Consider the following 26,828-nt stretch of genomic DNA (forward strand, 5'->3'; position numbering starts at 1 on the left):
TCCAGACAGATTTAAGGGTTAACATTGGCAAAGATTCAGGCAATTCGCGGGATGAACGATATCCTGCCGGAGCAGACGCCCGTATGGCAGTTTGTAGAATCCACGGTACGCAGGGTGCTGTCCCAGTATGGCTACCAGGAAATCCGCATGCCGATCGTGGAACAGACCGACCTGTTCAAGCGGTCGATTGGTGAAGTCACCGACATTGTCGAAAAGGAAATGTACACCTTTGAAGACCGCAACGGTGACAGCCTGACTTTGCGTCCGGAGGGTACAGCCGGTTGTGTCCGGGCGGCCGAGGAACACGGCCTCCTGTTCAACCAGACCCGTCGACTCTGGTACACGGGCCCCATGTTCCGACATGAACGTCCGCAAAAGGGGCGGTATCGCCAATTCCACCAGATCGGCGTGGAATGTTTCGGGATGACTGGTCCTGATATCGATGCCGAATTGCTGATCCTTACCGCGAGACTCTGGAAAGAGCTCGGACTTGCCGAGCATACCCGTCTGGAAATCAATTCCATTGGAACGTCCGAATCTCGACGGGTTTACCGGACAGCCCTTGTAGAGTATCTGAGCCAGTTCAAGTCAGACCTCGATGCAGACAGTCAGCGGCGCCTGGAGTCTAATCCCTTGCGGATCCTGGACAGCAAGGATCCTTCCACCCGCAAGATCCTGGAAAACGCGCCCAGCCTCGACGACTATCTTGATGACGAATCCCGGGAGCATTTCGAGCGTCTGAAATCGTTGCTGGATGCTGCGGGCGTGGCGTATTCAGTTAACCCGGCGTTGGTTCGGGGCCTGGATTATTACGGCAAGACCGTCTTCGAATGGATAACCGACAGTCTCGGTGCCCAGGGTACCGTGTGCGCCGGTGGCCGATACGATGGCCTGGTGGAACAGCTGGGTGGCAAACCGACAGTCGCCGTAGGCTTTGCGATGGGTCTGGAGCGCCTTATCCTGCTGCTTGAAACGCTTGGGCTGGTCCCGGATTACGTGAACAGCAACGCCGATGTGTATGTGACGGCTATGGGAGACGGGGCGTTGGCGCCAGCGCTCATATTGGCTGAAAAACTGCGTGCAGCCTTGCCGGAGCGAGTTATCGTTTCTCACTGCGGGGGCGGCAGTTTTAAAAGCCAGATGAAGAAGGCTGACCGGAGTGGCGCCAGGTACGCAGTGATTCTGGGTGAGAATGAGGTGGCCAATGGAACTGCGGGACTGAAACCCTTGCGTGCTGATGAGCCTCAGACCGAAATGGCCCAGGACGAGTTGGCCGCTGCGCTGGCCACGGCGCTGGCAAACTGAATCCGACCAAATTTACTGATACAAAAGCAAAAATTCGACAACAGGAGTCCTCATGGCAGAGTTGCGCACCGAAGAAGAACAGATCCAGGCGATCAAGGACTGGTGGAAGAAGAACGGCAGTTCCCTGCTGATCGGCATTGGTGCGGCCCTGGCCATCGTGTTTGGCTGGCAGGCCTGGCAGAACCATCAGGCCCAGCAGCGCACCGAGGCAGCGAACCAGTTCGCCAACCTGCTGAATGCCTTCAGTGACCAGGCCGATGAAACCAGCGGCGAGACCGTCGCTTTCGTGGCGCAGACCCTGAGAGAAGATTACACGGACAGTGCCTATGCGGTTTACGGCAATCTGATCCTGGCACGCCAGCAATTGATGCAGGAAGGCAATGCCGAAGCTGCTGTTGATTCCCTGAAGTGGGCGCTGGACAAGACCGGCGAACACGAAGCACTGGCGCTTGTGGTGCGCAATCGCCTGGCTCGCGCCCAGTTTTCCGCGGGCCAGTACGAAGAGGCGCTGGCCACCATCGATGGTGCCGGTAATGCCGACGCGTTTGCTGCCATGTACTCCGAGCTGCGCGGCGACATCCTGCTGGCGCAGGGCGACAAGGAGGGCGCTCGCGAAGCCTATCTTGCTGCCCGTGAACAGAGCCAACAGGGCCGCAGTGGCATTCTGGAACTGAAACTGGCTGACCTCGGTGTCGGGGAGGATGCCTGATGCCACTCCTCCGCGACAGGATTTCGAAACGCGGACTGCTGATGGGGCTGGCGCTTCTGGCGGCACTTTCCGGCTGTAGCACGACGGATACCTTCGAACAACCTGTTCCGGTTCCTGAAATTGAGGCGACAGCCGAATTCAAGAGAGTCTGGAGCATGTCCGTGGGCGACGGTCATGATGGCGATTTTCTCTACCTGGCACCCCTGAACACCGGCGATCTGATCTACGCTGCTTCGGCGGACGGGGAGCTGTACGCCGTGGCGTCGGATTCCGGCAAGGTTGTCTGGGAATCAGAATTTGAGGAGCGCATCTTCTCTGGTCTCGGCGGTGATGGGGAGAATCTCTACCTGACCACCGAGAACGCTGATCTGGTGGCGCTCTCCCGTGAAGATGGCACCGAAATCTGGCGCCAGCCACTGCCGACGGAAGTGTTGTCCGCACCTCAGTCCAATGGCTCTCTGGTTGTCGCCCAGACCACTGATGGCAAGGTTCTCGGGTTCAGCGCCGCCGATGGCGAAAAGTTATGGCAGTACGACGGTACCGTTCCGGTCCTTTCGATGCGGGCCGCCGCAGCCCCGCTGGTTGGTGGTGACGTGGTCATAGCTTCTTTTGCCAGCGGTAAACTGATTGCCCTGGCCGCAGGCTCGGGTCAACCGATGTGGCAGTATGAAGTGGGCCAGCCCCAGGGGCGCACCGAGCTGGAAAGGCTGGTCGATGTGGCGGGGCAGCCCCTGGTCATTGAAACCGCCGTCATGGTGGTTGGTTACCAGGGTAAACTTGCCCTCGTTGATATTCGTACCGGGCAGGAAATCTGGAGCCGGAAAGCTTCCAGCCTCTATTCCCCGATGATTGGCGGCGGCGAGATCTATCTGGCCTCGGCCAATGGCGACATTGTTGCCCTGAGAGGCTCGGACCGTCGGGAAGTCTGGACCCAGGATCGTCTCGCCTGGCGCCAACTGACCCAGCCAATGGTTTACGAAGACTACCTGGTGGTAGGCGATTTCGAAGGCTACCTGCACGCCATAGACCGTCAGAACGGCAAGCTGGTCGGCCAGCTGGAGTTCGACGATGAGGGTATCCGCGTACCGGCACAGCGTCTTGCCAATGGTAACCTGCTGGTTTTTGGCAACAGCGGAAAGATGGCCGTATTCCAGGTTAAACCGCAGGATTGATCCCCAATTATGACCCCAGTTATTGCCCTTGTCGGACGCCCCAACGTTGGCAAATCGACATTGTTTAATCAGATGACCCGTTCCAGGGATGCCCTGGTTGCGGACTTCCCGGGGCTTACCCGTGACCGCAAATACGGTGAGGGCAGCTATGAGGGGCAGCGCTTCATCGTCATAGACACCGGTGGTCTTACCGGTGACGAGCAGGGCCTCGATCTTGAAATGGCGCGTCAGTCCATGCAGGCGGTAGAAGAGGCTGACATTGTTCTGTTTCTGGTGGACGGTCGTGCCGGTCTGACCGCGGGCGATGAACTCATTGCAGACAGTCTTCGCAGGTCCGGAAAGCAGGCTCATCTGGTTGTGAACAAGACCGATGGCCAGGATCCGGACATTGCGGCATCGGATTTCTACAGCCTGGGCTTTGAATCCACGTTCCTGATTGCCGCGTCCCACAACCGGGGTATCCGTTCGATGCTCGAAATCCTGCTGCCCTCCGAGGAGGAGCGGGAGGAAGAGGATCGGGCTGATCGTTACCCCGGCATCCGCATTGGCGTGGTCGGCAGGCCGAATGTGGGCAAGTCCACCCTGGTCAATCGGATGCTCGGTGAAGAACGTGTCGTGGTTTACGACATGCCGGGCACTACCCGGGATAGCGTTTACATTCCGTACGAGCGCCAGGGCAGTCAGTACACTCTGATTGATACCGCAGGTGTCCGCCGCCGCAAGAATGTCAGTGAAGTGGTGGAGAAGTTCTCCATTATCAAGACACTGCAGGCAATTGACGATGCCCATGTGGTTATCCTGGTCATTGACGCCCGGGAAGGCCTGGTGGATCAGGACCTCCACTTGATCGGGTTTGTTCTTGATGCCGGTCGCTCGTTGGTGATCGCCATCAACAAATGGGACGGCATGGACCCGGAAGACCGTGCCCGTGTAAAGGAGCAGGTGCAGCGTCGCCTCGACTTCCTGGATTACGCTGATAAGCACTATATTTCGGCGCTCCACGGGTCTGGCGTGGGTGTGATGTACGAGTCGGTGGAAGCCTGCTACGAGTCTGCTATGGCGAAATGGCCGACCAACCGCCTGACGGCCATTCTCCAGGATGCCATTGCCCAGCATCAGCCACCCATGGTGCACGGACGCCGAATTAAACTCCGTTACGCCCACCAGGGCGGGTCCAACCCGCCGGTCATTGTGGTTCACGGTAACCAGGTGGATTCACTGCCAGGGGCGTACAAGCGGTACCTTGAGAATACCTTCCGGAAGGTTCTGAAAGTGACCGGTTCACCAATTCGCTTTGAATTCAAATCGGGTGAAAACCCGTTTGCCGGTAAAGTGGATCGCCTGACCCCACGTCAGAAGGTGAAGAAGGACAACGACGAGAAGAAAGGCCGTCGTCCAAAGAAACAGCGCCAGAAGAGTCTCAAACGCTGATTTGGTGATCGGGCTCAGGGTTTATCCCTTGCCCGCTTCAGCGTTTTCAACCTGCTTTGCCTGAACCGCAGTCAAGGCGACGGTAAACACAATATCCTCCACCAGTGCGCCCCGGGACAGATCGTTGACCGGCTTTCGCAAACCCTGCAGCATTGGCCCGATACTGACCACATTGGCACTGCGCTGAACCGCCTTGTAGGTAGTGTTGCCGGTATTCAGATCCGGGAACACGAACACCGTGGCCTTGCCGGCTACCTTGCTGTCTGGCGCCTTGCTCCTTGCCACGCTCTCGATGGCCGCAGCGTCGTACTGAAGCGGCCCGTCTATCAAAAGATCCGGTCTGCGCTCACGAGCTATCCTCGTGGCTTCTCTCACCTTGTCCACGTCCTGGCCACTGCCGGATTCCCCGGTGCTGTAGCTGATCATTGCGACCAGGGGCTCGATGCCGAAGGCTTCCGCCGATTCAGCGCTCTGGATAGCGATGTCTGCCAGTTCCTCGGCATTCGGATCCGGGTTGATGGCGCAGTCCCCGTAGACCACGACCTGTTGCGGAAGCAGCATGAAAAACACCGAAGAAACCACTTTTGCGTGGTCATGGGTCTTGATGAGCTGAAGGGCGGGGCGGACTGTGTTCGCGGTTGTGTGGATGGCACCTGAAACCAGCCCATCGGCTTCACCCAGCGCTACCATCATGGTACCGAGAACGACGTTGTCCTCGAGCATCGCTTCGGCCATGTCCGGAGTGAGGCCTTTATGCTTGCGCAATTCGACCATCGGGTCGACATAACGCTCCCGCACTTCAGCCGGATCAATGATTTCCATATCTTCGGGCAGTTCCAGATCCTGGGAAGCCGCCACGCGCCTGATCTCAGCGGCATTTCCGATCAGGGCACACCGGGCCAGCTTGCGTTGATGACAGATGATAGCGGCCTGCACGGTTCGTGGCTCGCTGCCTTCCGGCAGTACGATGCGCTTGTTTGCTGCCCTTGCGCGTTCTGACAGCTGATACCGGAAAGCGGGCGGGGACAGCCTGTTCTGTCGTGCCACTTTAAGGTGCTGCTGCAACCAATCGGTGTCTATCCGGGTGGCGACCACCTCCATCGCTTTTTCAATCCGGTTGGGGTCATCAACGGGAATGGCGGAAGACAGATTCGCCAGCATGTGAGCCGTCTCATAGGTATTGGCATCGGAGCCAAGCACCGGCAGCCCCGTTTCGAGTGCCCGGTGGCAGAGCTCGATCACACGCCGGTCAGGCATCAGACCGCCAGTGAGCATCAAACCAGCCAGTGGGACGCCGTTCAGGGCTGCGACAGCAGTGGTCACCACGATGTCTTCCCGATCACCCGGGGTGACCAGCAAAGTACCGGGCCTCAGGGTTTCGGTCATATTGCGAATGCTTCGGGCACACACGGATACCTTCTGGACCCGCCTGTCGTGCATCTGCCCCTCATTGAGAACCGGTAACCCCAGCTCTCTGGCTATGTCGGAGACGCGGGGTGCAAGCAGCTCGGGCTGCCAGGGAATCTCCGCAATCAGCCGAAAGCGGCCCTCACTGAACACTTTGCACTGTCCGCGGTAATCGATGGTAGACGGGGTATGGGGTTTGCTGTTGGACCTAGGTTCAAGGGCCGCGTGTTCTGGTTCTCCCACCTTGTTCAGGATGACGCCGATGACATCCGGGTCGCTTGGGTTGGCAAACAGGCGGGATGAAAAATCCAGTTCCTCATCCATTTGCCGGGCGTCCAGGTTTTTGGGCGTGCTCACCAGGATGACCTCGGAACCAAGATTGCGGGCGACCTCCACGTTCAGCCGGGCAATATAGGCTTCGCTGCGGTCTGGGACCAATCCCTCAATGATGACGACGTCCACGTCGCGCGCAACTTTCTGGTATTCGCCGACCACTGTCTCGAGCAGGTAATCGGATTTGCCCCTGTTGAGCAGTTGCTGCGCTTCCTTGAGCGCAATCGGATCTGGTGGATTCAGATGGCTGCTGGCCCTTACGAAAGAGACCGAGGTGTCCTGACCTGCGTTGTGCATGGATTCGGCATGGTGAACGGTCTGACAGAAAGGTTTGTAAAAGCCAACGCTCACGCCGACCCGTTCCAGGGCGCGCAGCACGCCGAGGCAGACCGACGTGAGCCCTGAATCCATGGATGTCGGTGCGAGAAAGAGACTCTTTGCCATGATGGTAATCCTGATGATGCGTATGGGTCAGCCGGGCGTAAGAGCGCCGGCAAGCCGCGAGGCCTCCCGCGCAATAACCAGTTCCTCGTTGGTGGGGATGACCAACACGGGAAACCGGGAGTCGGCGCTTTCGATCCGACCGTCGCTGAATTCGCCTTGATGATTATTGAGGTCCGGGCTGAGTTCAAATCCCATGAGCTTGAGGTGGTGAATGGTTTCGGCCCGGATCCGGGCACTGTTTTCCCCGATGCCGCCAGTAAAGACGAGCGCGTCCAGATGGCTCAGGGAAGCCATCATGCCGCCAATGTAACGGGCCAGGCGGAAGCAGAACACATCAATGGCGATTTGAGATGGCTCATGGCCATGGTCTGCCAGCTCACAGAGCGAGCGCATGTCGTTGGTCTGGCCGGAAAGACCCAGCAGGCCGCTTTCCTGGTTCAGGACCCGGTGTACTTCGTCAGCGGCGATTCCCTTGCCGCGGAGAAAGTCGAACAGGCCCGGGTCGACATCCCCGCTTCGGGTTCCCATTACCAGGCCTTCCAGCGGCGTAAGGCCCATGCTGGTGTCCACACTGATCCCATCGCGGATGGCTGCAATACTGCACCCGTTACCCAGGTGGGCCGAAATGACCGAGATGGTTGCCGGTGTTTTGCCCAGCCGACAAGCAGCCTCGGATGCCATAAACGCATGACTGGTGCCGTGGAATCCGTACCGGCGAATTCCCCAATCGCGATACCAGGCTTCCGGCACCGCATAGAGATATGCTCTTTTGGGCAGTGTCTGGTGAAAGGCGGTGTCGAAAACCGCTGCCTGGGGCACGTCGGGAAACCGGGCCAGGGTTGCGCGAATTCCGGACAGGTTGACCGGATTGTGCAGGGGCGCAAGGCCCGCGCAGTCCTCAATGGCAGTGATAACATCGTCATCAATAAGCGCAGCCTCACGGAAGGTCTCGCCGCCATGAACTACCCGGTGGCCAACGGCCGTGGGAGCCGACGCCATCAGTCCTTCATCCTGAAATACCGTAACCAGTGTATTGAGCGCCTGATCGTGACTGGCGCCTGGGTCCAGGGGAATGGCTTTGTCCAGGCCTTCAACATGGGCAAACGCATCGTTCTGACCGAGGCGCTCGGCGAGGGCAGAAGCCAGCTTGTTATGTTGGCAATCGAACAGGGCGAGTTTCAGGGATGAGCTGCCGCAGTTCACGACAAGTACGGTGTCTTCCATGGGAGTGGGGCTCCAACGATTTCGAATCTATACCCGGTGATTGCTGGCCAGCCAGGCATCAAAATCCGGAGCTGGCAGAGGCCGACTGTAGAAGTATCCCTGTGAGAAGTCGCAACCTTCCTTTTTCAGGAAGTGGGTCTGGGCCTCTTCTTCCACCCCTTCTGCAATCACCCGCAGGCCCAGGCTATGGGCCATGTTGATGATGGCCCGGACCAGTGAGGCATCCTCGGGCTCTTTCATGACGTCCTGGACGAAGGACTTGTCAATTTTCAGCGTATCAAACGGGTAGCTCTTGAGATAGCTGAGTGCCGAGTAGCCTGTACCAAAATCGTCCACTGACAAGCGGATCCCGGCTTTGTCCAGTTGGCGCAGGATTTCGGCGGTCTCAATAGAGTTGTCCAGAATCAGTCGTTCGGTGATTTCAAGCTCCAACTGTTCGGGTGCCAGGCCGCTGGCAGCAAGGGCGTGCATCACGGCCTCGGTAAAGCCAGGATCCCGGAACTGGCGCGGGGAGACGTTCACGGAAATCCCAATGTCTTTGCCAGTGGCCTGTTTCCAGCCCACTGCGGCCCGACAGGCTTCCTCAAGAACCCATTCGCCGATCGGCGTTATCAGGCCGGTTTCCTCGGCCAGCGGAATGAATCGATCAGGCATCACCATGCCCATGGCCGGATTATTCCAGCGCAGCAAGGCCTCCACCGAGCAAAGCGTACCGGAATCGGTATTCACAATCGGCTGGAAATACAGTTCGAATTCCTTCAGTTCCAGAGCCCTGCGCATGCTGGACTCCATCTTCAGGCGTTCGTGAGAGACTTCGGTCATCTCCGGCGCAAAGTGGGCAAAGGAGCTCTTGCCTTTGTGCTTGGCCTGGTACATGGCTGCGTCGGCGTGTTGCAAGAGTGTGCCACTGTTATCCGAGTCGGTCGGGAAAATCGCAATCCCGATGCTGGTCGTTACGAACACTTCCTGGCCATTGAGAATGTAGGGCGGCGAAAAGGTTTTCAGAATACGCTCTGCCACCTGGGATGACGCCTCCGGGCCGGTCAGGCCGGGCAGGATCACCAGAAACTCATCGCCGCCCAGCCGGGCAACGGTACTGGTGCCGCGGAGGCAGCTGGAAATTCGACGGGCTGCTTCAATCAACAGGTTGTCGCCGGCATCGTGGCCGAGGGTGTCGTTTATGTGTTTGAAGTTGTCGAGATCGAGGAACATCACGCCCACGAGGGTGCTCTCCCGGCGCGCTTGGGCCAAAGCCAGCTTCAGTCGGTCCAGGGCCAGCATCCGGTTGGGCAGGCCAGTGAGGATGTCGTAGTTGGCCTGGCGCAGCAGCTGCTGTTCATAGCGCTTGCGAATGCTGATGTCCTCGCCCAGGATGAGGTATCCGGTCGTACTGCCGGATTCGTCCTTGATCGGAGTGACGATCAGTTGCTCCCAGAAACGTTCGCCGTTTCGACGCACGCTGTTTACTTCACCCTGCCAGACACCGACCCTCTGTACCTGTAAGCGAATTGATTGCCACAGATGCCGGCTTTCACGGTTTTCGATTTCGTTGTTTCCAAGCGCGCCGGGATGTTTTCCCACAATCGACGAGGCATCGTAGCCGGTCAGCTGAGTAAATTTCTGGTTTGCAAACTCGATGCGCCACTGCCTGTCGCAGATGAGAACCGACGAGGGGCTTTGTTCGATGGCCTTGGAAAACTTCCGGATCTCCGCCGCATCTTTTTGCTGACGCTCCATATCCGCGTTGAGCCGTTCACGCATTTGATTGATCGCGTCCGTAACCCGGCCGAGCTCGTCGTTTCGGTTTGAGGGTGTGTTGGGCCTGTCCAGTGTCAGTGGCCTGGAGGTCGTTTTCAGGGAGAATTCCCGCGCGTAATTCGCCATGGTGGTCAGATGGCGTGCCACGAAGTGCTGGAAGATCCAGATGATCAGGATGGAAACAAAAAACGTCTTGAGAAACTGGGTCAGGAGAATTACACCCACCTTCCGCTTGAGTTCATCGTAGACGCGGTCCAGATCGGCGGTCACCGTAAGCTCGCCCAGTTTGAACATTTCATCGCCCTGGTGAACCAGATTGAAGCTGTGGGAAGTGGTTTTCGCGTCCCGTGGGATCTCACCCATAACCAGCTCGGAGTCGGGTTCGATTCGCAGCCGAAGATGCACCACATCGGGCAAGCTCAGAATGCCTTCCATCTGGGTTTGCAGGAGCTTCTGGTCAAGGGCCCACAGACTGCGCGCCAGACTGGAGGCGTAGCCAGACTCAACCACCTGCATGCGATTGTCGATCTGGGATAGATCTTTTCGATAATCGGAGTAGATCTGAAGCGCGGAGGCCACCAGCGTAAAGGCGGAACTGAACAGAAGAATCCAGGCCAGCAGCCTGAAAGACAGGGGCGAGCCTGTGCGAAAACGTTGAAGACGCGTCGACAGTTTTGGCATGTATTGAACTTCAGCCACCCAGACCGGTTAGGAGATCGGACACTTCCTTTGATTCCGACTATAGCAGCAGTTTCTTTCAAATGCCTTGCAAATGCAGGAAAAATCGAAGGAAATGTGTTGTGGTTCAGTATTTATGCGTACTTCGAGCCTGACAAATACGTTGACCTGGATCAATACCTTGCGGGCGTGCCGGGCGTAACCTGAGTTTAATCAAGTTAATTGCCGGAAGGAGAAGCAAAATGTATATGGACGCCGTTGTTATCGCGGGTATTGCGACTGTACTGCTGATGGTTGGCTTTTTCGTTGGTGTGGGCATCTTCGTGATGAAAGATCAGAAGGAGCACGGACACCAGGACAGAAAAGAAGGGAAGCACGGCCATAAACCGGTCTGATCGTGTCATGGGGAAACATTTGTTTCCCTGACACATCAAGGCAGAAAAATTGGCGTCCCCTAGGGGGTTCGAACCCCTGTTGCCGCCGTGAAAGGGCGGAGTCCTAGGCCACTAGACGAAGGGGACGCAACGTTTTCAACACCTTGCCTCGTCGAGGTGGCGCGTATATTAAGTAAGCCTCAGGGCAGTGTCAACGCCTTTTGTGAAAAAAGTTCGTGCTCCGTCTCATCGGGATGACCCCGGAGAGACGGATTGAGCAAGGGCCTGTTCAAGGTCTGGATACCGGAATTCAAACTTTTCCTGTGTAAGCCTCTCTGGAATCGCTTTTTGTCCGGTGAGCAGGAGGCGCGCCATTTCTCCCAGCGCAACCTTGAGTACCGGTGCGGGCGCCGGGAAAAGGGTGGGGCGATGCAGAACCTTCCCGAGAGTTCGGGTGAATTCTGCGTTGGTTGCCGGGTTAGGGCTCACTACATTGAATGGACCAGACGCGTTCGGGTTTTCCATCATCCAGATGAGGGCCCCGACGACGTCATCCCGGTGTATCCAGGGCATGTACTGTGTACCGCTTCCCAGGCGCCCGCCAAGTCCAAGTTTGAAGGGCAGTATCATACGTTCCAGAAAGCCACCGCCGGGGCCTGCCACCACTCCGGTTCTTGAAAAGCAGACCCTCACGCCATCGTCGGCGAGAGGTTTGGCGGCATTTTCCCAGTCGCGACATAAGCGGTGAGTAAATTCATCATTTGGGCTGGTGTCTTCAGTGACGGTCGCGGCTCCCTGATCCCCGTAGAAGCCCACGGCTGATCCTGAGACCAGTACCTCTGGCGCCCGCTCCCAACTGCGGATAACTTCAACCAGCGTTTCCGTTACACCGATACGGCTGTCCCGCAGTTCCTGCTTGCGAGTCTCAGACCAACGCTTGTCCGCGATGCCTTCACCGGCAAGATTGATAACAGCATCGTATCCCGGGTGGGAACGAAGCTGCTGGAGGTCGCTGACTGCTTCAACCCGGCCGCAACTGGACTTCACCGTTTCCGGAGGTTGCCGGCTGAAAACCGTCAGTTCGTAGTCCCGTGCCAGCAATTCGCGACACAGAACATGACCGATAAACCCGGTGCCGCCGGTAATCAGAATCCTTTTCGACATTTTTGTTGCTCCTGTCGTCCAATGGCCGCGTTTGTTTGCAAAAGCCCGACTCAGGCTGGCGTCTGTTCCAGTTGAAGCATAACAACCTCCCGGATCGCCTGTCCCAACAGGGGATTTTCTCCGATTGGAGGCGCGAGTTGGATGGTTGCGCCATGCTCTTTCTCGAGGTCCTCAATCATCGCGGGAACGTCCTTGCGCAAGTGTCGCCCAGCAGCAAGGAACAGGGGGATGATGGTAAATTCGGTGGCTCCTTCCGCAACACCTTCTCCTACAACGGTGTCTATGGATGGTTCGGCGAGTTCCATGTAGGCAACGCGCGCGTTGTCGACAGAGGCGAGGGTTGGAGCTGCAAGCTTTTCAAAGGTCTCACACCAGCGCTTGTCACTGCTTCCATGGGCCAACAGAATAATGCGGGGGCTGTTCATTGCCGCTCCTGAAGTAGTCAATTTTACGGGGCCTGTCGTAAGTCCGGGATGCCGGCCTCGGGTGGGGCTCGGTACTATCTCCGGCCTCCGGCAATAACTCCGGCACTATTTAAAGTAACAGGGTGACGCTGAATGTTCGATTGGAAAGAGATTCTGGATTTCTGGTTTGGCGAGTTGGACGAACATGGACTGCCGGACAGTGACCATCGGAACAAGTGGTTCCGATCGGATCGACGGTTCGACCAGGAAATCCGTCGGCGTTTCCTGTCGATGGTGCTTTTCGCCTCCGAGCAGGGTCTCGACCACTGGCGAAGTGAGGCCGGCGGGATACTCGCGGAGATCATCCTGCTCGATCAGTTTTCCCGGAATATATTCCGTGGCGGTGCCATGGCCTTCGATCAGGACCGGCAGGCCCGAAAGCTTTGCCGGCAAGCGATGCAGAAGGGGCAGGATATGATGCTCGCACCGGTCCACAGGGCGTTTCTGTATATGCCCCTGCAGCATTCCGAGCTCAAGGAGGATCAGGATATGTCCGTGGAATGCTATGAACAGCTTGCACGGTCGACCCAGGGTATTCTTGCCGATTTCATGGGCAGTTTTCTGCAGTCCGCCCGGGATCATCGGGCCATAATCCAGCAGTACGGCCGTTTCCCCCACCGCAACAAGGCCCTGGGCAGGACCTCAACACCGGAGGAGCAGAATTACCTGGAAGGTGGGCGACGGTTCGGTCAATGAGATGATCGCAGTTTCCTTAAAGTTTTGTATAAAAAACGTACATTCTGACGGGGTTGGCAATTTTCCCTGATAAAATGCGCAACACTGAATTGTGACAGGCCTGCAAGACAACGTTGGGCTTTCCATTAAGTTATCGGGGATATGTAATGCATAGAACGCGGCGTTTTTCGACTGCAGGGCTGTTTTTGGCCGTGTGTGCTGCGCTACCTTTTTCATCGTTTGGCGCTTCGCTTGACGAGCAACTTCTTGATCGCCTCAGTGAAGTCGCACCGAAAATTGACAAAGTGGTTCTCAAGACAGCGATCAATGCTTCCCGTTGCGCTGTGTCCAACGGCGTTCAAATGCCCGAGCGCCTGGCGGTTATCGATTTCTCCTTGCCCTCCAGTCAGGAGAGGCTGTGGATCTTTGACCTGGAGAAGGAAGAGTTGCTGTTGCGTGATCTTGTTGCACACGGCAAGAACTCCGGGAATTTTGAATCGACTGCTTTCTCCAACGTAGAGGGCAGCCATCAGTCCAGCATCGGCCTTTTCCAGGCCCGGGAATCCTACTTCGGAAAACACGGTTACTCGCTCAGGCTCGATGGTCTTGAGCCGGGGATCAATGATCTTGCCAGGCAGCGTGCCATCGTGATTCATGGCGCCGACTATGTTAATGATGACTGGGTCAGCAAATATGGCCGCATCGGGCGAAGCCATGGGTGCCCGGCCGTGGATAACCAGATCGTCAAACGGGTGGTAGACAACCTGAAGGGCGGGCAATTGGTGTTCAAGTACTATCCCGACCAGGAGTGGCTGCACAGTTCCGGGTTCCTGAAATGCGACAACAAGACGCTGGCTGGAAAAAACCTGAAAAAAAGTGGTTGACGCCTTCGTCGGGATCCGTAGAATACGCCTCCGTTGTCGGTTACAGCCGATCAGCATTGCGGGAATAGCTCAGTTGGTAGAGCACAACCTTGCCAAGGTTGGGGTCGCGAGTTCGAATCTCGTTTCCCGCTCCAGATTCAAAAAACCCGGTCCTGAAAAGGACCGGGTTTTTTCGTTTTCGGGCACGTCCAAACTCGGCGCCAGGGTGTGTGGTCAGGTATACTCAGCAGCCTGTTTCGTATCCTGATTCTTTGGGGGAGGCTGCCCGTCATGAAGGTCCATTCGCTGTTCGTGTACCCCGTCAAATCCCTGTCTGGCATTGAAGTTTCCTGTTTCAATACCGATGATTTCGGGCCTGTTGGGGATCGCCGGTGGATGATCGTCGATGATGATCGCCGGTTTGTTACCCAGAGAGAGCATCCGGAACTCGCCCGGGTAGGAACCCGTCTGGATGATGACCGGGTGGTCATCAGTATTCCCGATGAGGGAGAGTTTGCCCTGACTGCCACAGAGGAAGAGGTTCGGGTTCTGGTCTGGCGAGACTGGGTGAAGGCCCAGACGGGTTTGCCGGAGGCAAACGACGCCCTGAGCCGCTTCTGCGGCAAGCCCGTTCGCCTGGTCTTTATGCCGGACAGTTCCTTTCGCCGTGTTGATGCGGGCCGGGTTGATGAATATCGGCGGGTGGGCTTCGCTGACGGGTTCCCGTTTCTGGTGGCCAATACCGCCTCCCTGGCAGAGCTTAATAACCGGCTCGACGCACCAGTAGAGATGCGCAGGTTCCGTCCTAACATAGTGGTTGAGGGTGCTGAGGCCTGGGAGGAGGACAACTGGCAGAGCCTGAAAATCGGCGCCAACCGCCTGAGTGTGGTCAAACCCTGTTCGCGTTGTGTCATGACCACCGTGGATCCCTCGACGGGCCAGAAGGATGCTGCCCTGCAACCACTCAGGACGCTCTCGGGCTATCGGAGAACCCAGGAGGGCGTCATCTTTGGCCAGAACGCCATTCACGAATCACCGGGCATTATTCGGGTGGGTGATCCCGTTACTGTCAATAAATCGGAGTAAAACCAAACGTGCCACTGTTAACGCTGGACTCAGTATCCCTGGCTTATGGAATGCATCCGTTGCTGGATCAGGCCTCCCTGGTCATTGATGCCGGCGAGCGCGTATGTTTGCTGGGGCGCAACGGCGAGGGAAAATCCACGCTGCTCAAGATTGTCAGTGGGGAAGTGGTACCCGACGGTGGCGTGGTGCGTCTCGACGACGGCGCTGTTCTGGCAGTACTTCCGCAGAACCTGCCTTCGGAAGACTCCCGTACCGCCTATGAAGTGGTCGCTGGCGCCTTTCCGGAAACGGGCCAGCTGCTCGCTGAATTCCATCAACTGTCCCAGCAAGCCGATGAGGCGAGTCTCGACCGGCTGATGAAAGTTCAAGAGCGCCTGGAGGCACTGGATGGCTGGCGCCTCGATCAGAAAGTTACCACCATTCTTGGGCAGTACGGCGTCGACCCGGACCAGACACTGAATACCCTGTCCGGTGGATGGCAACGCCGGGTTTTGCTGGCCAAGGCGCTGGTTGCCGATCCGGACATACTGTTGCTGGATGAGCCCACAAACCATCTGGATGTACCCGCCATTGCCTGGCTGGAAGAGGCTCTTGGGCAATTCCGGGGCGCCATGTTGTTCGTCAGCCATGATCGTGCGTTTATACGTCGTATGGCGACCCGGATTGTGGAGCTCGACCGGGGCAAGCTGGTGAGCTTTGCCGCCACCTATGATCGCTACCTCGATCTGAAAGAAAAGGCGCTGGAAGAAGAAGAGCGGCAGAATGCCTTATTCGACAAGCGTCTGAAACAGGAAGAGGCCTGGATTCGGCAGGGTATCAAGGCCCGCAGGACCCGTAATATGGGGCGTGTTCGGGCCCTGAAAGCCATGCGCGAAGAACACCGGCAGCGCCGGGTTCGGGGTGGCACTGCGAGCTTTTCGGTGGAGGACGCGGCGCGTTCCGGCAAGCTGGTGGTCGAAACCAGGGACGCGGGCTTTGCCTATCCGGGTGGCAGCCCGGTAATCCGAGATATGAACCTTACCATCCTGCGAGGGGACAAGATCGGGCTCGTTGGCGAGAATGGCACGGGCAAGACCACCCTGGTGCGACTCCTGTTGGGAGATTTGGAACCAACCGAGGGTTCCATTCGTCTGGGAACCAATCTTCAGGTTGCCTACTTTGATCAGTTGCGAGGTGAGCTGGATCTGTCACGGAACGCACTGGATAACCTGTCCGAGGGTCGGGAGTTCATCGAAATCAACGGCCAGAGCAAACATGTGCTCGGCTATTTGCAGGAGTTCCTGTTTACCCCGGAACGCGCCAGATCGCCGGTAAGCGTCTTTTCCGGAGGGGAGCGCGCCCGTCTGCTGCTGGCGAAGCTGTTCAGCAAGCCCGCCAACATCCTGGTGCTTGATGAGCCAACCAACGATCTTGATGTGGAAACGCTGGAGTTGCTGGAGGAACAGCTGGCGGAATTTGCCGGCACCGTGATTGTGATCAGTCACGACCGTGAGTTTCTTGATAATGTGATCACCGAAACGGTTTTCCTCGATGGATCGGGCAAAGTGCGTGAGTTCGTCGGTGGCTATACCGATTGGCGTCGGCAGGGCGGTTGTTTCCCATCGGAAGCGACCGGCAATCGGCCGGACAAGCAGGATAAAACCGGTAAAAGCCCTGGCGATACCGGCAAGGCCGAATCACCGAAAGCTGAGGATGGCGAAAAAGGGGGAGGGCAGCCCCAGAAAAGCAAACCCGTTAAGCTGAGCTACAAGCTCAAACTGGAGCTCGAGCAGTTGCCAGGGCAGATCGAGGCACTCGAGCAGGAAGTCGCCGGCCTGCAGGAAAGAATTTCCCAGGCTGATTTTTATTCAGGCCCACCGGATGAAGTCTCGGCCACTCTGGAAGCACTGACGGAAAAGGAAAGCCGTCTGGAGCAGGTCATTGAGCGGTGGATGGAGCTGGAAGAACAGGCAAACCAATGAACGTACACTACGATTTCAAGTTTCAGGACGGCCGTACTGTAGAATTCAAAGTAACGGACAAACCGTCCCGGCCCTCGGGCTCGCTGCCCTCATGGACAAAACTGGAGCATTGCCAGTGTAGCAACTGCCCGCTGAAAGCGTCGGAATCTACTCACTGCCCGGCAGCAACAGAAATATTGCCTGTTGTAGAGGCCTTCCGGGATGAGGACGCCTATCAGAAGGTTGAAGTAAAGGTAACGGATGACCGCCGCAGCTATGTGAAGCAGACTGCCCTGGAGGAGGCGCTCCGTTCGCTGCTTGGATTGAAGATGGCGACCAGCGGGTGTCCGGTGCTGTCAGAGCTCAAGCCGATGGCTGTTCATCACCTGCCGTTTGCAAATACCGACGAATTCATCATGCGCAGTGTTTCCCACTACCTGTTGCAGCAGTATTTTTCGAAACGGAATCACCAGACCCCGGACTGGGAGCTGAAAGGGCTTGTGGAGAGGAATCAGCGGCTGCAACTGGTTAACCAGGCCCTGTGGCAGCGTATCCACTCGGTCTGCAAGGGAGACAGCAACCTGAAGGCGCTGCTGAACTTCTTTTCAATGGCCTCAAGCGTCAGCTTTTCGTTGGAAAGCCAGCTGCGCAAACTGGAGGCTAAGATGGGCGGGGAGGGAGCCTGATAACCGCTGTCCCATTGAGCCGGCCCGGGGTAAGACCCGGGCCTTCTATTTACGAACCGTTAGTGGATTCGAACGGCCAGAACATCGCATTCGGTTCCATGAAGGACCCCGTTGGCGGTTGAGCCCAGCAACAGCTGGAAACCCTTTCGCCCATGACTGCCGACGATCACCAGATCCACTTCCTGCTCCTTGGCGAGCCGGTGAATTTCTGATTCCGGGCGACCGACCGTCACTACCTGATTGGTCTTTGCGACGCCGTACTGATCCCCGTAGGTTCCCAACTGCTCGCGCGCCGCTTTGTCGAGCTGATCCTGCAGTTCCGTCAGGTCCATCGGGATGTCACCACCATAGGCATACCCGACCGGCTCAACCACGTGGACCAGCATCAGCTCGGCACCATGGGCTTCGCTCACGGCCTTTGCCTTGTCCAGCACCTGAGGCGCCTCTTCAGTGAGATCAATGGCAACAAGCATCTTTTTATAGGCAGACATCGTTTCGCTCCTTCGCACACGGGGTATTGTTCTGAGGATAGTACCTTAAATTCGGTCGGGAAAGTGTAGCGGGAAACTGACGGGTATCAAAAACAGAAGCGGAAAACTGCTTTTCTGGCAGGCAATTACGCCTGCCAGAAAACGGGGTAGGTGTTCAGGCGTTACCCTGAAGAAGTTCAATGGTTGTGGCCAGGCCCTTGAGGATGCCCTTGGAATACCGGTCGATCACAAAACCCACGTTGTTTTCGTTGTAGTTGATGTAGGATCCGCGAATGAATTGCCACTTGGATGAGATGTCGTCAATTACTGCTTTAAGTTCTTGTGTTCCCTCGCCCTTTTTGACCGAAGCCAGCAATTCATCCAGCTCCCGGGCCTGCTCGTCCAGCGGGGTTTCGGTGGAAGAACCCTGGAAGGTCTGGGCAACCGAGGAGTTGGTCCTGACCGAGTACTTGGCCATCATCTGGGCCATCTTTACGGCAGCTGACCGGGCCGCTTCAACCCTCGGATTGGTGTCGGTCTGGGAGCTCTCCTGTGCCACCCGGTAAAGCTCGGTGGCTTTTTCGTTCATGGTCAGCGCCTGGTTGGCCATATCGGAGACGAGGCGCAGATCCGGATAACCCTGATTACGCACATCGTTGATATTGTCGCGCATCAGGTTCTTGAACTTGTCGAATTCCTGATTCAGCCCCTCCAGCTCCTCGGCCGACAGTACTCCCGAGTCGCTACCAGCAACGGAGTTCATGGAGTCATTGGCCGAGTTGATGCCCTGTACGATCTCGTTCAGGGTGTCGGTGTCCCCGGTTCCACTGAAACGGTAGTACGCATCCAGAGCTACGTAATTGCTGACCCGGAAATTATGAAGATCGGAGAGAAATCCGTCGGCGCTATCCTGGGCGCGGGCGCCCATGGACGTCAGTGCAAGGAAAATAAATACGGCTACGAGGGAGCGTATCCGCAGGTTGGCGTCTTTCATCGGATGGGTCTCCGTAATGCGGTTTTATTATTGTGGACCAAAGTCGTAGATCGAAGGTAAAGTAACTGCGTCAGCCAATCAAGCAGTTTTGGCGGCGTTGTCGCCCGTAAATGTAAATAACTTTGAAATTTGCGTGACGAAGTTCCTAATTTCCCTGAGCAGTGGCTTCCAGTTCACTGAAACATAACAATTCCGCTCCAATTTCTTCGGTTGCCCCCGGCATTTTGGGGACTTTTGCAACCCTCCCGAAAGAAACAAATTGACAAACGCGCCGTTTTTTTTCATCGTGTGCCCTCACGATTCAAACGACTGTATGAATTTTTGGATCGGATGATCGGGCAGTGACCGAAATCTCGCTGCACAAACAGCCGCGCCGGTAAACCAAAAGCACCGCTCGGCTGGAAGCAGTTCCAAACACAGACTGGAGATCAGTTGATGATTTACGAAGGTAAAGCCATCACGGTTAAAGAGATCGAAGGCGGGATCGCTCAGTTGAACTTCGACTTGCAGGGCGAGTCAGTGAACAAGTTCAACCGTCTTACTATTGAAGAGCTCCGCGCCGCGACTGACGCACTTAAAGCGCAGAAGAACCTGAAGGGCCTGGTAGTGACCAGCTCCAAGGACAGCTTCATTGTTGGTGCCGATATTACCGAATTCACCGAGCTGTTTGCGGGCTCGGAAGAGGATCTGGTAGCCAACAACCTCAAGGCCAACGAAGTCTTCAACGCTGTTGAAGATCTGCCGTTCCCTACCGTTACCGCGATCAACGGTATGGCCCTGGGTGGCGGTTTCGAGATGTGCCTGGCGACCGACTACCGGGTGATGGACAAGAAGGCCAAGGTTGGTCTTCCGGAAGTGAAACTGGGCATCTTCCCTGGCTTCGGCGGTACCGTGCGTCTGTCCCGTCTGGTAGGTGTCGACAACGCCGTTGAGTGGATCAGTGGCGGCACCGAGAACCGTGCAGATGCGGCGCTGAAAGTCGGCGCTGTGGATGCTGTGCTCGAGTCCGACAAGCTTGTGGATGCAGCGGTTGGCATTATTAACCAATGCAACGAAGGCAAGCTGGATTACGAAGCTCGTCGCGAAGAGAAGAAGGGCAAGATCAAGCTTAATGCCATGGAAAGCATGATGGCATTCGAGATCTCCAAGGCATTCGTGGCCGGCAAGGCTGGCAAGAATTACCCGGCGCCGGTCGAGGCCATCAAGGTCATGCAGAAGCATGCCGGTATGACCCGTGACAAGGCAATCGAGGTAGAGGCCAAAGGCTTCGCCAAGATGGCCAAGACCAACGTTGCGGCTTGCCTGGTTGGCCTGTTCCTGAACGATCAGGAGCTCAAGAAGAAGGCCAAGGCCTGGGAAAAAGAAGCCAATGACGTGAACCTGGCCGCCGTACTCGGCGCCGGTATCATGGGTGGTGGCGTTGCGTTCCAGTCCGCCTTGAAAGGCACGCCGATCATCATGAAGGACATCAACCAGGACGGTATCGCCCTGGGCCTGAAGGAAGCCAAGAAGCTTCTGACCAAGCGGGTTGAGAAGGGCAAGATGAAGCCCGATCAGATGGCTGACGTGCTTAACAGCATCACGCCGACCCTGAACTACGGTGACTTCAAGAACGTCGACCTGGTGGTTGAAGCCGTGGTTGAGAATCCGAAGGTGAAAGACGCGGTTCTTCGTGAAACCGAAGATGCGGTTCGTGAGGACACTATCCTGACCTCCAACACCTCGACGATTTCCATCGATCTGCTGGCGAAGAACCTGAAGCGTCCGGAAAACTTCTGCGGCATGCACTTCTTCAACCCGGTACACATGATGCCGCTGGTTGAGGTAATCCGTGGCGAAAAGACCAGTGATCGTGCAATCGCGACCACCGTGGCTTACGCCAAAGCCATGGGCAAGACCCCGATCGTTGTTAACGATTGCCCGGGCTTCCTGGTTAACCGCGTTCTGTTCCCGTACTTCGGCGGCTTTATCGGCCTGGTGCGTGACGGTGCTGACTTCCAGCACGTTGACAAGGTTATGGAAAAGTTCGGCTGGCCGATGGGCCCTGCCTACCTGCTGGACGTTGTCGGCATGGATACCGGCAAGCACGCTGGTGAAGTGATGGCAGACGGCTTCCCGGACCGCATGAAGCACGAAGGTACAACCGCCATTGACGTGATGTTCGATAACAACCGTTACGGACAGAAGAACGACAAGGGCTTCTACAAGTATGAACTGGACCGCAAGGGTAAGCAGAAGAAGGTTGTCGACGAAGAGACCTACAAGCTGCTCGAGCCGGTTGTTCAGGGTAAGAACGAATTCAGCGAAGAAGACATTATCGCCCGTATGATGATTCCTCTGTGTCTGGAAACCGTTCGCTGCCTGGAAGACGGCATTGTCGAAGATCCGGCAGATGCTGATATGGGCCTGATTTTCGGTATCGGCTTCCCGCCGTTCCGTGGCGGTGCCCTGCGCTATATCGACGATATGGGTGTAGACAAGTTCGTCGAACTGGCAGACAAGTTTGCAGACCTTGGTCCTCTTTATCACCCGACCGAGAAGCTGCGTGAAATGGCCAAGACTGGCAAAAAGTTCTTTGGCTAACCCTGAACGAGATTTCCGAACGGAGAAAGATCTATGAGCCTTAATCCGAGAGACGTTGTCGTCGTCGATTGCGTGCGGACTCCGATGGGTCGTGCCAAAAACGGTTGTTTCCGGAACGTGCGTGCAGAGACCCTGTCCGCCAATCTGATCGAAGCACTGTTTGAGCGCAACCCGAAGCTCGACCCGAAAGAAGTTGAAGATGTTATCTGGGGCTGTGTAAACCAGACCAAGGAGCAGGGCTTCAACGTGGCGCGTCAGATTTCCCTGCTGACCCGCATTCCCCACGAGTCTGCTGCTCAGACCGTGAACCGTCTGTGTGGTTCTGCCATGAGTGCGATCCATACTGCCGCGCAGGCCATCATGACCGGTAACGGTGATGTGTTCTTCGTGGGTGGTGTCGAGCACATGGGGCACGTACCCATGACCGAAGGCTTCGACCACAACCCGGCGGCCTCCAAGTACTCCGCAAAGGCGTCCAACATGATGGGCCTGACTGCGGAAATGCTGGCCAAGATGCACGGGATTACCCGTGAGCAGCAGGACGAGTTCGGTGCTCGCTCCCACCGTTTGGCCCATGAAGCGACCGTAGAAGGCCGTTTCAAGAACGAAATCGTGCCGATTGAAGGTCACGATGAGAATGGCTTCAAGGTGCTGATCGAGCAGGACGAGACTATTCGTCCGGAGACCACGGCTGAATCCCTGAGCCAGCTGAAGCCGGCCTTCGATCCGAAGAACGGTACTGTGACTGCCGGGACTTCCTCCCAGCTGACCGACGGTGCCGCTGCCATGGTACTGATGTCCGCAGAGCGGGCTGAGGCCCTGGGACTTAAGCCGATTGCCAAGATTCGCAGCATGGCCGTTGCCGGCTGTGATCCCGCAATCATGGGCTATGGTCCGGTGCCTGCCACCAAAAAGGCGCTCAAGCGCGCAGGCCTGAAAGTTGAAGATATCGACTTCTGGGAACTGAACGAGGCCTTTGCCGGCCAGTCCCTTCCTGTTCTCAAGGACCTGAAGCTGCTGGGCGTTATGGAAGAGAAGGTGAACCTGAACGGCGGCGCGATTGCCCTTGGCCATCCGCTGGGCTGCTCCGGTGCACGTATCTCCACAACCCTGCTGAATGTGATGCAGGCCAAAGGCGGTAAACTTGGTGTTTCCACCATGTGTATCGGTCTGGGCCAGGGCATCGCGACGGTCTGGGAGCGTCTGTAACCCGTTAAGCAGGTTGCAGTACGCGGTTTCAGAAGGCCCGGCAAATGCCGGGCCTTTCTGTTTCAATCGGCGGCCTGAACCGGGTTCCCGAATGTGAAAAAAAGCAGGATTGAAACCAAAGAATGGGTTGTCTTGCTATTCTTGACCCTGTAAAACAGTGAGCCTATACAGATTGGCGGCGTATGAGTGTTTTCTAGCCGACTGATTTTACAGCGAGTTTACGGTTTGCTGATTAATTGACCGATTTATCGCCAAGGATACAGAACTCCGATATGGGTAAAAGTCTCGTAATTGTCGAGTCACCAGCGAAAGCGAAGACCATCAACAAGTACCTGGGCTCTGACTTCATCGTCAAATCGAGCGTCGGGCATATTCGTGATCTTCCCGTCAGTGGCAGCGGATCCCAAACCGATCCCAAGGAGCGTGCCAAGCAGGCTGCGCTCACCCGGAAGATGAGCCCGGAAGAAAAGGCGGTGCATAAAAAGCGCAAGGCCCGTGAGCAGTTGGTCGCCCGGATGGGCGTCGACCCGGATCAGGACTGGAGTGCGCGTTACGAGATCCTTCCCGGCAAGGAGAAGGTGGTCAGCGAACTCAAGCGTCTGGCTAAATCGGCAGACCATATCTATCTGGCAACGGATTTGGACCGCGAAGGGGAGGCCATCGCCTGGCACCTTCAGCAGACGATCGGTGGCGAGCCAGAGAAATACCGACGTGTAGTTTTCAACGAAATCACCAAACGTGCCATCCAGGAAGCCTTCAAGGATCCCGGTAATCTTGACAATAACCGGGTGAATGCCCAGCAGGCCCGACGTTTCCTGGACCGGGTTGTCGGCTACATGGTGTCGCCCCTGCTTTGGGCCAAGATTGCCCGGGGCCTGTCTGCCGGTCGGGTGCAATCAGTCGCCGTACGGCTGATTGTTGAGAGGGAGCGGGAGATCCGGAAGTTTGTTCCGGAGGAGTTCTGGCAATTACACGCCGATCTCGCGTCCGCCAAGGCGGATCAGCCGGTCCGCTTTGAAGTAACCCGCCATGACGACAAGCCTTATCGCCCGGTCAATGAGCAGCAGAGCAGCGAGCATGTCAGCCGCCTCAAGGCGGGTACGTTCAAGGTTGCCAAGCGGGAAGACAAACCAACCCGTTCCCGCCCTTCGGCCCCGTTTATTACCTCCACGCTGCAGCAGGCGGCGAGTAACCGCATGGGCTTCAGTGTCAAAAAGACCATGATGCTTGCCCAGCGTCTATATGAAGCTGGCTTTATTACCTATATGCGTACTGACTCCACCAACCTGAGTCAGGATGCGATCAACAGTTGCCGCACCTATATTCAGAAGCAGTTTGGCGATAAATACCTGCCGGAAAAGCCCCGGGTTTACGGTAGTAAAGAGGGCGCCCAGGAAGCCCACGAAGCCATCCGGCCAACGGAAGTCAGTCGCCGGCCCTCGGATATCAGTGGCCTGGAGAAAGACGCGGAGAAGCTCTACGACCTGATCTGGCGCCAGTTCATTGCCTGCCAGATGTCCGATGCGGAGTTTCTCAGTACCTCGATAGTCGTTGCCAACGGCGATTATGAGCTGCGCACCCGGGGCCGGATTATCAAGTTCGACGGTTTCCTGAAAGCCGCGCCACAGGCGGCCAAGAAAGATGAAGACATCGCGCTGCCTGATATTCAGGTAGATGAAGTGCTGGACCTGAAAAAACTCGATCCGAGCCAGCACTTTACCAAGCCTGCGCCGAGGTACACCGAGGCGAGCCTGGTCAAAGAGCTCGAAAAGCAGGGTATTGGCCGTCCCTCGACCTATGCGTCGATTATTTCGACGATTCAGGATCGCGGCTATGTCAGGCTGCAGAACCGCCGCTTCTATGCCGAGAAGATGGGCGAGATTGTGACCGAGCGCCTGTCAGAATCTTTCCCGAATCTGATGGACTTCGATTTCACCGCGAAGATGGAAGATGAGCTCGACGAGATTGCCGAAGGGGATGTCGAGTGGAAGAAAGTCCTGAATGATTTTTACGGCCGTTTCAAGCAGCAACTGGAAACGGCAGAAAGTGGTGAAGACGGCGGCATGCGTGCCAACACGCCCACCGAGACTGATATTCCGTGTCCGAGCTGCGGTCGGAATATGCAGATTCGTGTGGCCAGTACGGGTGTATTCCTGGGCTGCTCCGGTTATTCATTACCACCGAAGGAGCGTTGCAAGACCACCATCAATCTCGTGTCCGGCGACGAAGTGGTCAGCGCCGATGATGATGTCGAGGGCGAGGGCGAAACCCGGCTGCTGCGCAAGAAGCGCCGCTGCCCCAAGTGTGGCACCGCCATGGACAGTTACCTGGTGGACGAAACCCGCAAGCTGCATGTTTGCGGTAACAATCCGGACTGCTCTGGCTACGAGGTAGAAAAGGGCACGTTCCGCATCAAGGGCTACGATGGTCCGACCCTGGAGTGCGACAAGTGCGGCTCTGAGATGCAGCTGAAGACGGGGCGGTTTGGAAAGTATTTCGGTTGTACCAATGCCGAGTGCAAGAACACCCGTAAGCTGCTCAAAAATGGCGAGCCAGCTCCGCCCAAGATGGATCCGGTACCCATGCCGGAGCTTCAGTGCCAGAAGGTGGATGACACTTACGTTCTTCGTGATGGGGCGTCCGGGTTGTTTCTGGCCGCCAGCAAGTTCCCGAAAAATCGGGAAACGCGACCACCTCTGGTGATGGAGATCAAACCACACCGGAAGGAAATTGATCCGAAGTATGATTACCTGATGGATGCGCCCGAGCGTGATCCTGAAGGCAATCCGACGGTGATTCGCTACAGCCGCAAGACCAAGGAGCAGTACGTCATGTCCGAGAAGGAAGGCAAGGCGACGGGCTGGTCCGCGTGGTATGTGAACGGAAAGTGGCAGCCGCAGGACAAGAAAAAGTAGTGCCTGTGGATTCGGGGCCGGGTGAGAGCTTTCATCCGGCCCCAGCTTCAGAGACTTACCGGAACTTCCTGAGTCTCTGGATTAAAGAGGATGTATCCCAGCGTTTGCCCCCCATGGACTGCACATCCGCGTAGAACTGATCCACCAGAGCGGTGACTGGCAGAGACGCGTTCACTTTTCGTGCCTCTTCCAGGCAAATCCCCAGGTCCTTACGCATCCAGTCAACCGCGAAGCCGTGTTCGAATTCACCCGCAATCATCGTTGCCGAGCGGTTTTCCATTTGCCAGGACTGGGCTGCCCCTTTCGAAATCACATCCACCACTTTTGCCACATCCAGCTCAGCCTGCTCGGCAAAGTGCAGCGCCTCTGAAAGGCCCTGTACAAGACCGGCAATGGCGATCTGGTTAACCATCTTGGTTTTCTGGCCACTGCCAGCTGGGCCCATTCGGTTGAGTGCGCGCGCATAGTGCTCCATAACCGGCTCGGCTTTCGCATAGTCCTGTTCCGAGCCGCCGCACATGATGGTCAGCTTGCCGTTTTCAGCGCCTTGCTGGCCGCCGGATACAGGCGCGTCCACAAATCCCATGTTGTTTTTACTGGCAGCTTCAGCAAGATACTCGGCAATGCCGGCTGAAGCCGTAGTGTGATCGACCAGAACCGCACCTTCGGAGGCATTGGCGAGGATGCCTTCATCGCCTTCGTAAACTGCTTTAAGATCGATATCCGCACCAACGCAGGTGAGTACAATATCCGCGCTTTTCACGGCCTCGGCAATGGAGGTGCAGCTGGTTCCCCCGTATTCGCTTGCCCATTGCTCGGCTTTGGCATTCGTTCGGTTCCAGACCCTGACGTCGAGTCCTGCCTTCGCCAGGTGGCCGGCCATCGGGTAACCCATTACGCCCAGGCCAATAAACGTTACCGTTTTTGTCATTGATGTACTCCAG

General features: G+C 56.7%; 21 protein-coding genes and 2 tRNA genes. 14 read left to right on the top strand and 9 right to left on the bottom strand.

Going from position 1 to position 26,828, the window contains the following annotated elements; all coding sequences use genetic code 11:
* Positions 1 to 24: 24 nt before the first annotated feature.
* The 4 genes from hisS to der are packed head-to-tail and all read left to right on the top strand — an operon-like array spanning position 25 to position 4,617.
* On the top strand, positions 25 to 1,305 hold the full coding sequence (gene hisS / locus NUW46_RS09190; protein ID WP_305966149.1) for a histidine--tRNA ligase: 1,281 nt from the start codon (positions 25 to 27) through the stop codon (positions 1,303 to 1,305).
* 52 nt (positions 1,306 to 1,357) lie between these two features.
* Entirely contained in the window at positions 1,358 to 2,014 is a 657-nt protein-coding gene (locus NUW46_RS09195) for a YfgM family protein (RefSeq protein ID WP_069184991.1), read from the top strand.
* The gene (gene bamB, locus NUW46_RS09200) at positions 2,014 to 3,186 is read left to right on the top strand and encodes an outer membrane protein assembly factor BamB (RefSeq protein ID WP_305966148.1); all 1,173 of its coding nucleotides are present in this window, start codon (positions 2,014 to 2,016) and stop codon (positions 3,184 to 3,186) included. Before NUW46_RS09195 ends, bamB begins: the two co-directional genes overlap by 1 nt.
* A 9-nt stretch (positions 3,187 to 3,195) precedes the next feature.
* Positions 3,196 to 4,617: a ribosome biogenesis GTPase Der gene (gene der / locus NUW46_RS09205; RefSeq protein WP_069184993.1), complete on the top strand. Its 1,422-nt coding sequence runs from the start codon at positions 3,196 to 3,198 to the stop codon at positions 4,615 to 4,617.
* Positions 4,618 to 4,638: 21 nt separating this feature from the next.
* Here der and pta read toward each other — a convergent pair whose 3' ends face one another.
* The 3 genes from pta to NUW46_RS09220 are packed head-to-tail and all read right to left on the bottom strand — an operon-like array spanning position 4,639 to position 10,464.
* Positions 4,639 to 6,801 (bottom strand): phosphate acetyltransferase, encoded by a 2,163-nt coding sequence (gene pta, locus NUW46_RS09210; RefSeq protein ID WP_418141913.1) that lies wholly within the window; start codon positions 6,799 to 6,801, stop codon positions 4,639 to 4,641.
* Between the two features lie 27 nt (positions 6,802 to 6,828).
* On the bottom strand, positions 6,829 to 8,025 hold the full coding sequence (locus tag NUW46_RS09215; protein ID WP_418141914.1) for an acetate/propionate family kinase: 1,197 nt from the start codon (positions 8,023 to 8,025) through the stop codon (positions 6,829 to 6,831).
* 27 nt (positions 8,026 to 8,052) lie between these two features.
* Complete coding sequence (locus tag NUW46_RS09220; RefSeq protein ID WP_136629534.1) at positions 8,053 to 10,464, bottom strand: EAL domain-containing protein; 2,412 nt, start codon at positions 10,462 to 10,464, stop codon at positions 8,053 to 8,055.
* Positions 10,465 to 10,703: 239 nt separating this feature from the next.
* On the opposite strand from NUW46_RS09220, the gene ccoM reads away from it, so the two are divergent.
* Positions 10,704 to 10,856 (top strand): cytochrome c oxidase subunit CcoM, encoded by a 153-nt coding sequence (ccoM, locus tag NUW46_RS09225; protein ID WP_167352726.1) that lies wholly within the window; start codon positions 10,704 to 10,706, stop codon positions 10,854 to 10,856.
* Positions 10,857 to 10,906: 50 nt separating this feature from the next.
* Here the strand turns inward: ccoM and NUW46_RS09230 are convergent.
* The 3 genes from NUW46_RS09230 to NUW46_RS09240 form a co-directional block, all read right to left on the bottom strand.
* Positions 10,907 to 10,982: transfer RNA gene (locus tag NUW46_RS09230), tRNA-Glu, on the bottom strand.
* 99 nt (positions 10,983 to 11,081) lie between these two features.
* Entirely contained in the window at positions 11,082 to 11,999 is a 918-nt protein-coding gene (locus NUW46_RS09235) for a TIGR01777 family oxidoreductase (RefSeq protein WP_418141915.1), read from the bottom strand.
* A gap of 50 nt (positions 12,000 to 12,049) precedes the next feature.
* Entirely contained in the window at positions 12,050 to 12,424 is a 375-nt protein-coding gene (locus NUW46_RS09240) for a sirohydrochlorin chelatase (protein ID WP_136629536.1), read from the bottom strand.
* Between the two features lie 132 nt (positions 12,425 to 12,556).
* Between NUW46_RS09240 and NUW46_RS09245 the strand changes: the two genes are divergently transcribed.
* From NUW46_RS09245 to NUW46_RS09270, 6 genes are all read left to right on the top strand, one after another.
* Positions 12,557 to 13,159 (top strand): DUF924 family protein, encoded by a 603-nt coding sequence (locus tag NUW46_RS09245; protein WP_069184998.1) that lies wholly within the window; start codon positions 12,557 to 12,559, stop codon positions 13,157 to 13,159.
* Positions 13,160 to 13,305: 146 nt separating this feature from the next.
* On the top strand, positions 13,306 to 14,022 hold the full coding sequence (locus NUW46_RS09250; RefSeq protein WP_083231877.1) for a murein L,D-transpeptidase catalytic domain family protein: 717 nt from the start codon (positions 13,306 to 13,308) through the stop codon (positions 14,020 to 14,022).
* A 58-nt stretch (positions 14,023 to 14,080) separates the two neighbouring features.
* A tRNA-Gly gene (locus NUW46_RS09255) sits at positions 14,081 to 14,156 on the top strand.
* A gap of 136 nt (positions 14,157 to 14,292) precedes the next feature.
* On the top strand, positions 14,293 to 15,087 hold the full coding sequence (locus NUW46_RS09260) for an MOSC domain-containing protein (RefSeq protein ID WP_418141916.1): 795 nt from the start codon (positions 14,293 to 14,295) through the stop codon (positions 15,085 to 15,087).
* Positions 15,088 to 15,095: 8 nt separating this feature from the next.
* Positions 15,096 to 17,048: an ATP-binding cassette domain-containing protein gene (locus tag NUW46_RS09265; protein ID WP_418141917.1), complete on the top strand. Its 1,953-nt coding sequence runs from the start codon at positions 15,096 to 15,098 to the stop codon at positions 17,046 to 17,048.
* Complete coding sequence (locus NUW46_RS09270) at positions 17,045 to 17,713, top strand: DUF6901 family protein (protein WP_418141918.1); 669 nt, start codon at positions 17,045 to 17,047, stop codon at positions 17,711 to 17,713. The genes NUW46_RS09265 and NUW46_RS09270 overlap by 4 nt, the downstream gene beginning before the upstream one ends.
* 59 nt (positions 17,714 to 17,772) lie before the next feature.
* Here the strand turns inward: NUW46_RS09270 and NUW46_RS09275 are convergent, their stop codons facing one another.
* Together NUW46_RS09275 and NUW46_RS09280 are read right to left on the bottom strand one after the other, a co-directional pair.
* The gene (locus NUW46_RS09275; protein WP_418141919.1) at positions 17,773 to 18,204 is read right to left on the bottom strand and encodes a universal stress protein; all 432 of its coding nucleotides are present in this window, start codon (positions 18,202 to 18,204) and stop codon (positions 17,773 to 17,775) included.
* 154 nt (positions 18,205 to 18,358) lie between these two features.
* Positions 18,359 to 19,177 (bottom strand): hypothetical protein, encoded by an 819-nt coding sequence (locus NUW46_RS09280; protein WP_305966143.1) that lies wholly within the window; start codon positions 19,175 to 19,177, stop codon positions 18,359 to 18,361.
* Positions 19,178 to 19,612: 435 nt separating this feature from the next.
* Here NUW46_RS09280 and fadB point away from each other — a divergent pair, with 435 nt between their 5' ends.
* The 3 genes from fadB (at position 19,613) to topA (ending at position 25,884) form a co-directional block, all read left to right on the top strand.
* On the top strand, positions 19,613 to 21,760 hold the full coding sequence (fadB, locus tag NUW46_RS09285; protein WP_153634638.1) for a fatty acid oxidation complex subunit alpha FadB: 2,148 nt from the start codon (positions 19,613 to 19,615) through the stop codon (positions 21,758 to 21,760).
* Positions 21,761 to 21,793: 33 nt separating this feature from the next.
* A complete protein-coding gene (gene fadA, locus NUW46_RS09290) occupies positions 21,794 to 22,969 on the top strand; it encodes an acetyl-CoA C-acyltransferase FadA (RefSeq protein ID WP_069185005.1) in 1,176 nt (391 codons plus the stop codon).
* A 272-nt stretch (positions 22,970 to 23,241) separates the two neighbouring features.
* Positions 23,242 to 25,884 (top strand): type I DNA topoisomerase, encoded by a 2,643-nt coding sequence (topA, locus tag NUW46_RS09295; protein ID WP_136632038.1) that lies wholly within the window; start codon positions 23,242 to 23,244, stop codon positions 25,882 to 25,884.
* Positions 25,885 to 25,939: 55 nt separating this feature from the next.
* On the opposite strand, the gene NUW46_RS09300 is transcribed toward topA, so the two are convergent.
* A complete protein-coding gene (locus NUW46_RS09300; protein ID WP_418141920.1) occupies positions 25,940 to 26,815 on the bottom strand; it encodes an NAD(P)-dependent oxidoreductase in 876 nt (291 codons plus the stop codon).
* Positions 26,816 to 26,828: the final 13 nt, after the last annotated feature.

The organism is Marinobacter sp. MA (assembly GCF_048298425.1).
GTDB lineage: Bacteria > Pseudomonadota > Gammaproteobacteria > Pseudomonadales > Oleiphilaceae > Marinobacter > Marinobacter salsuginis.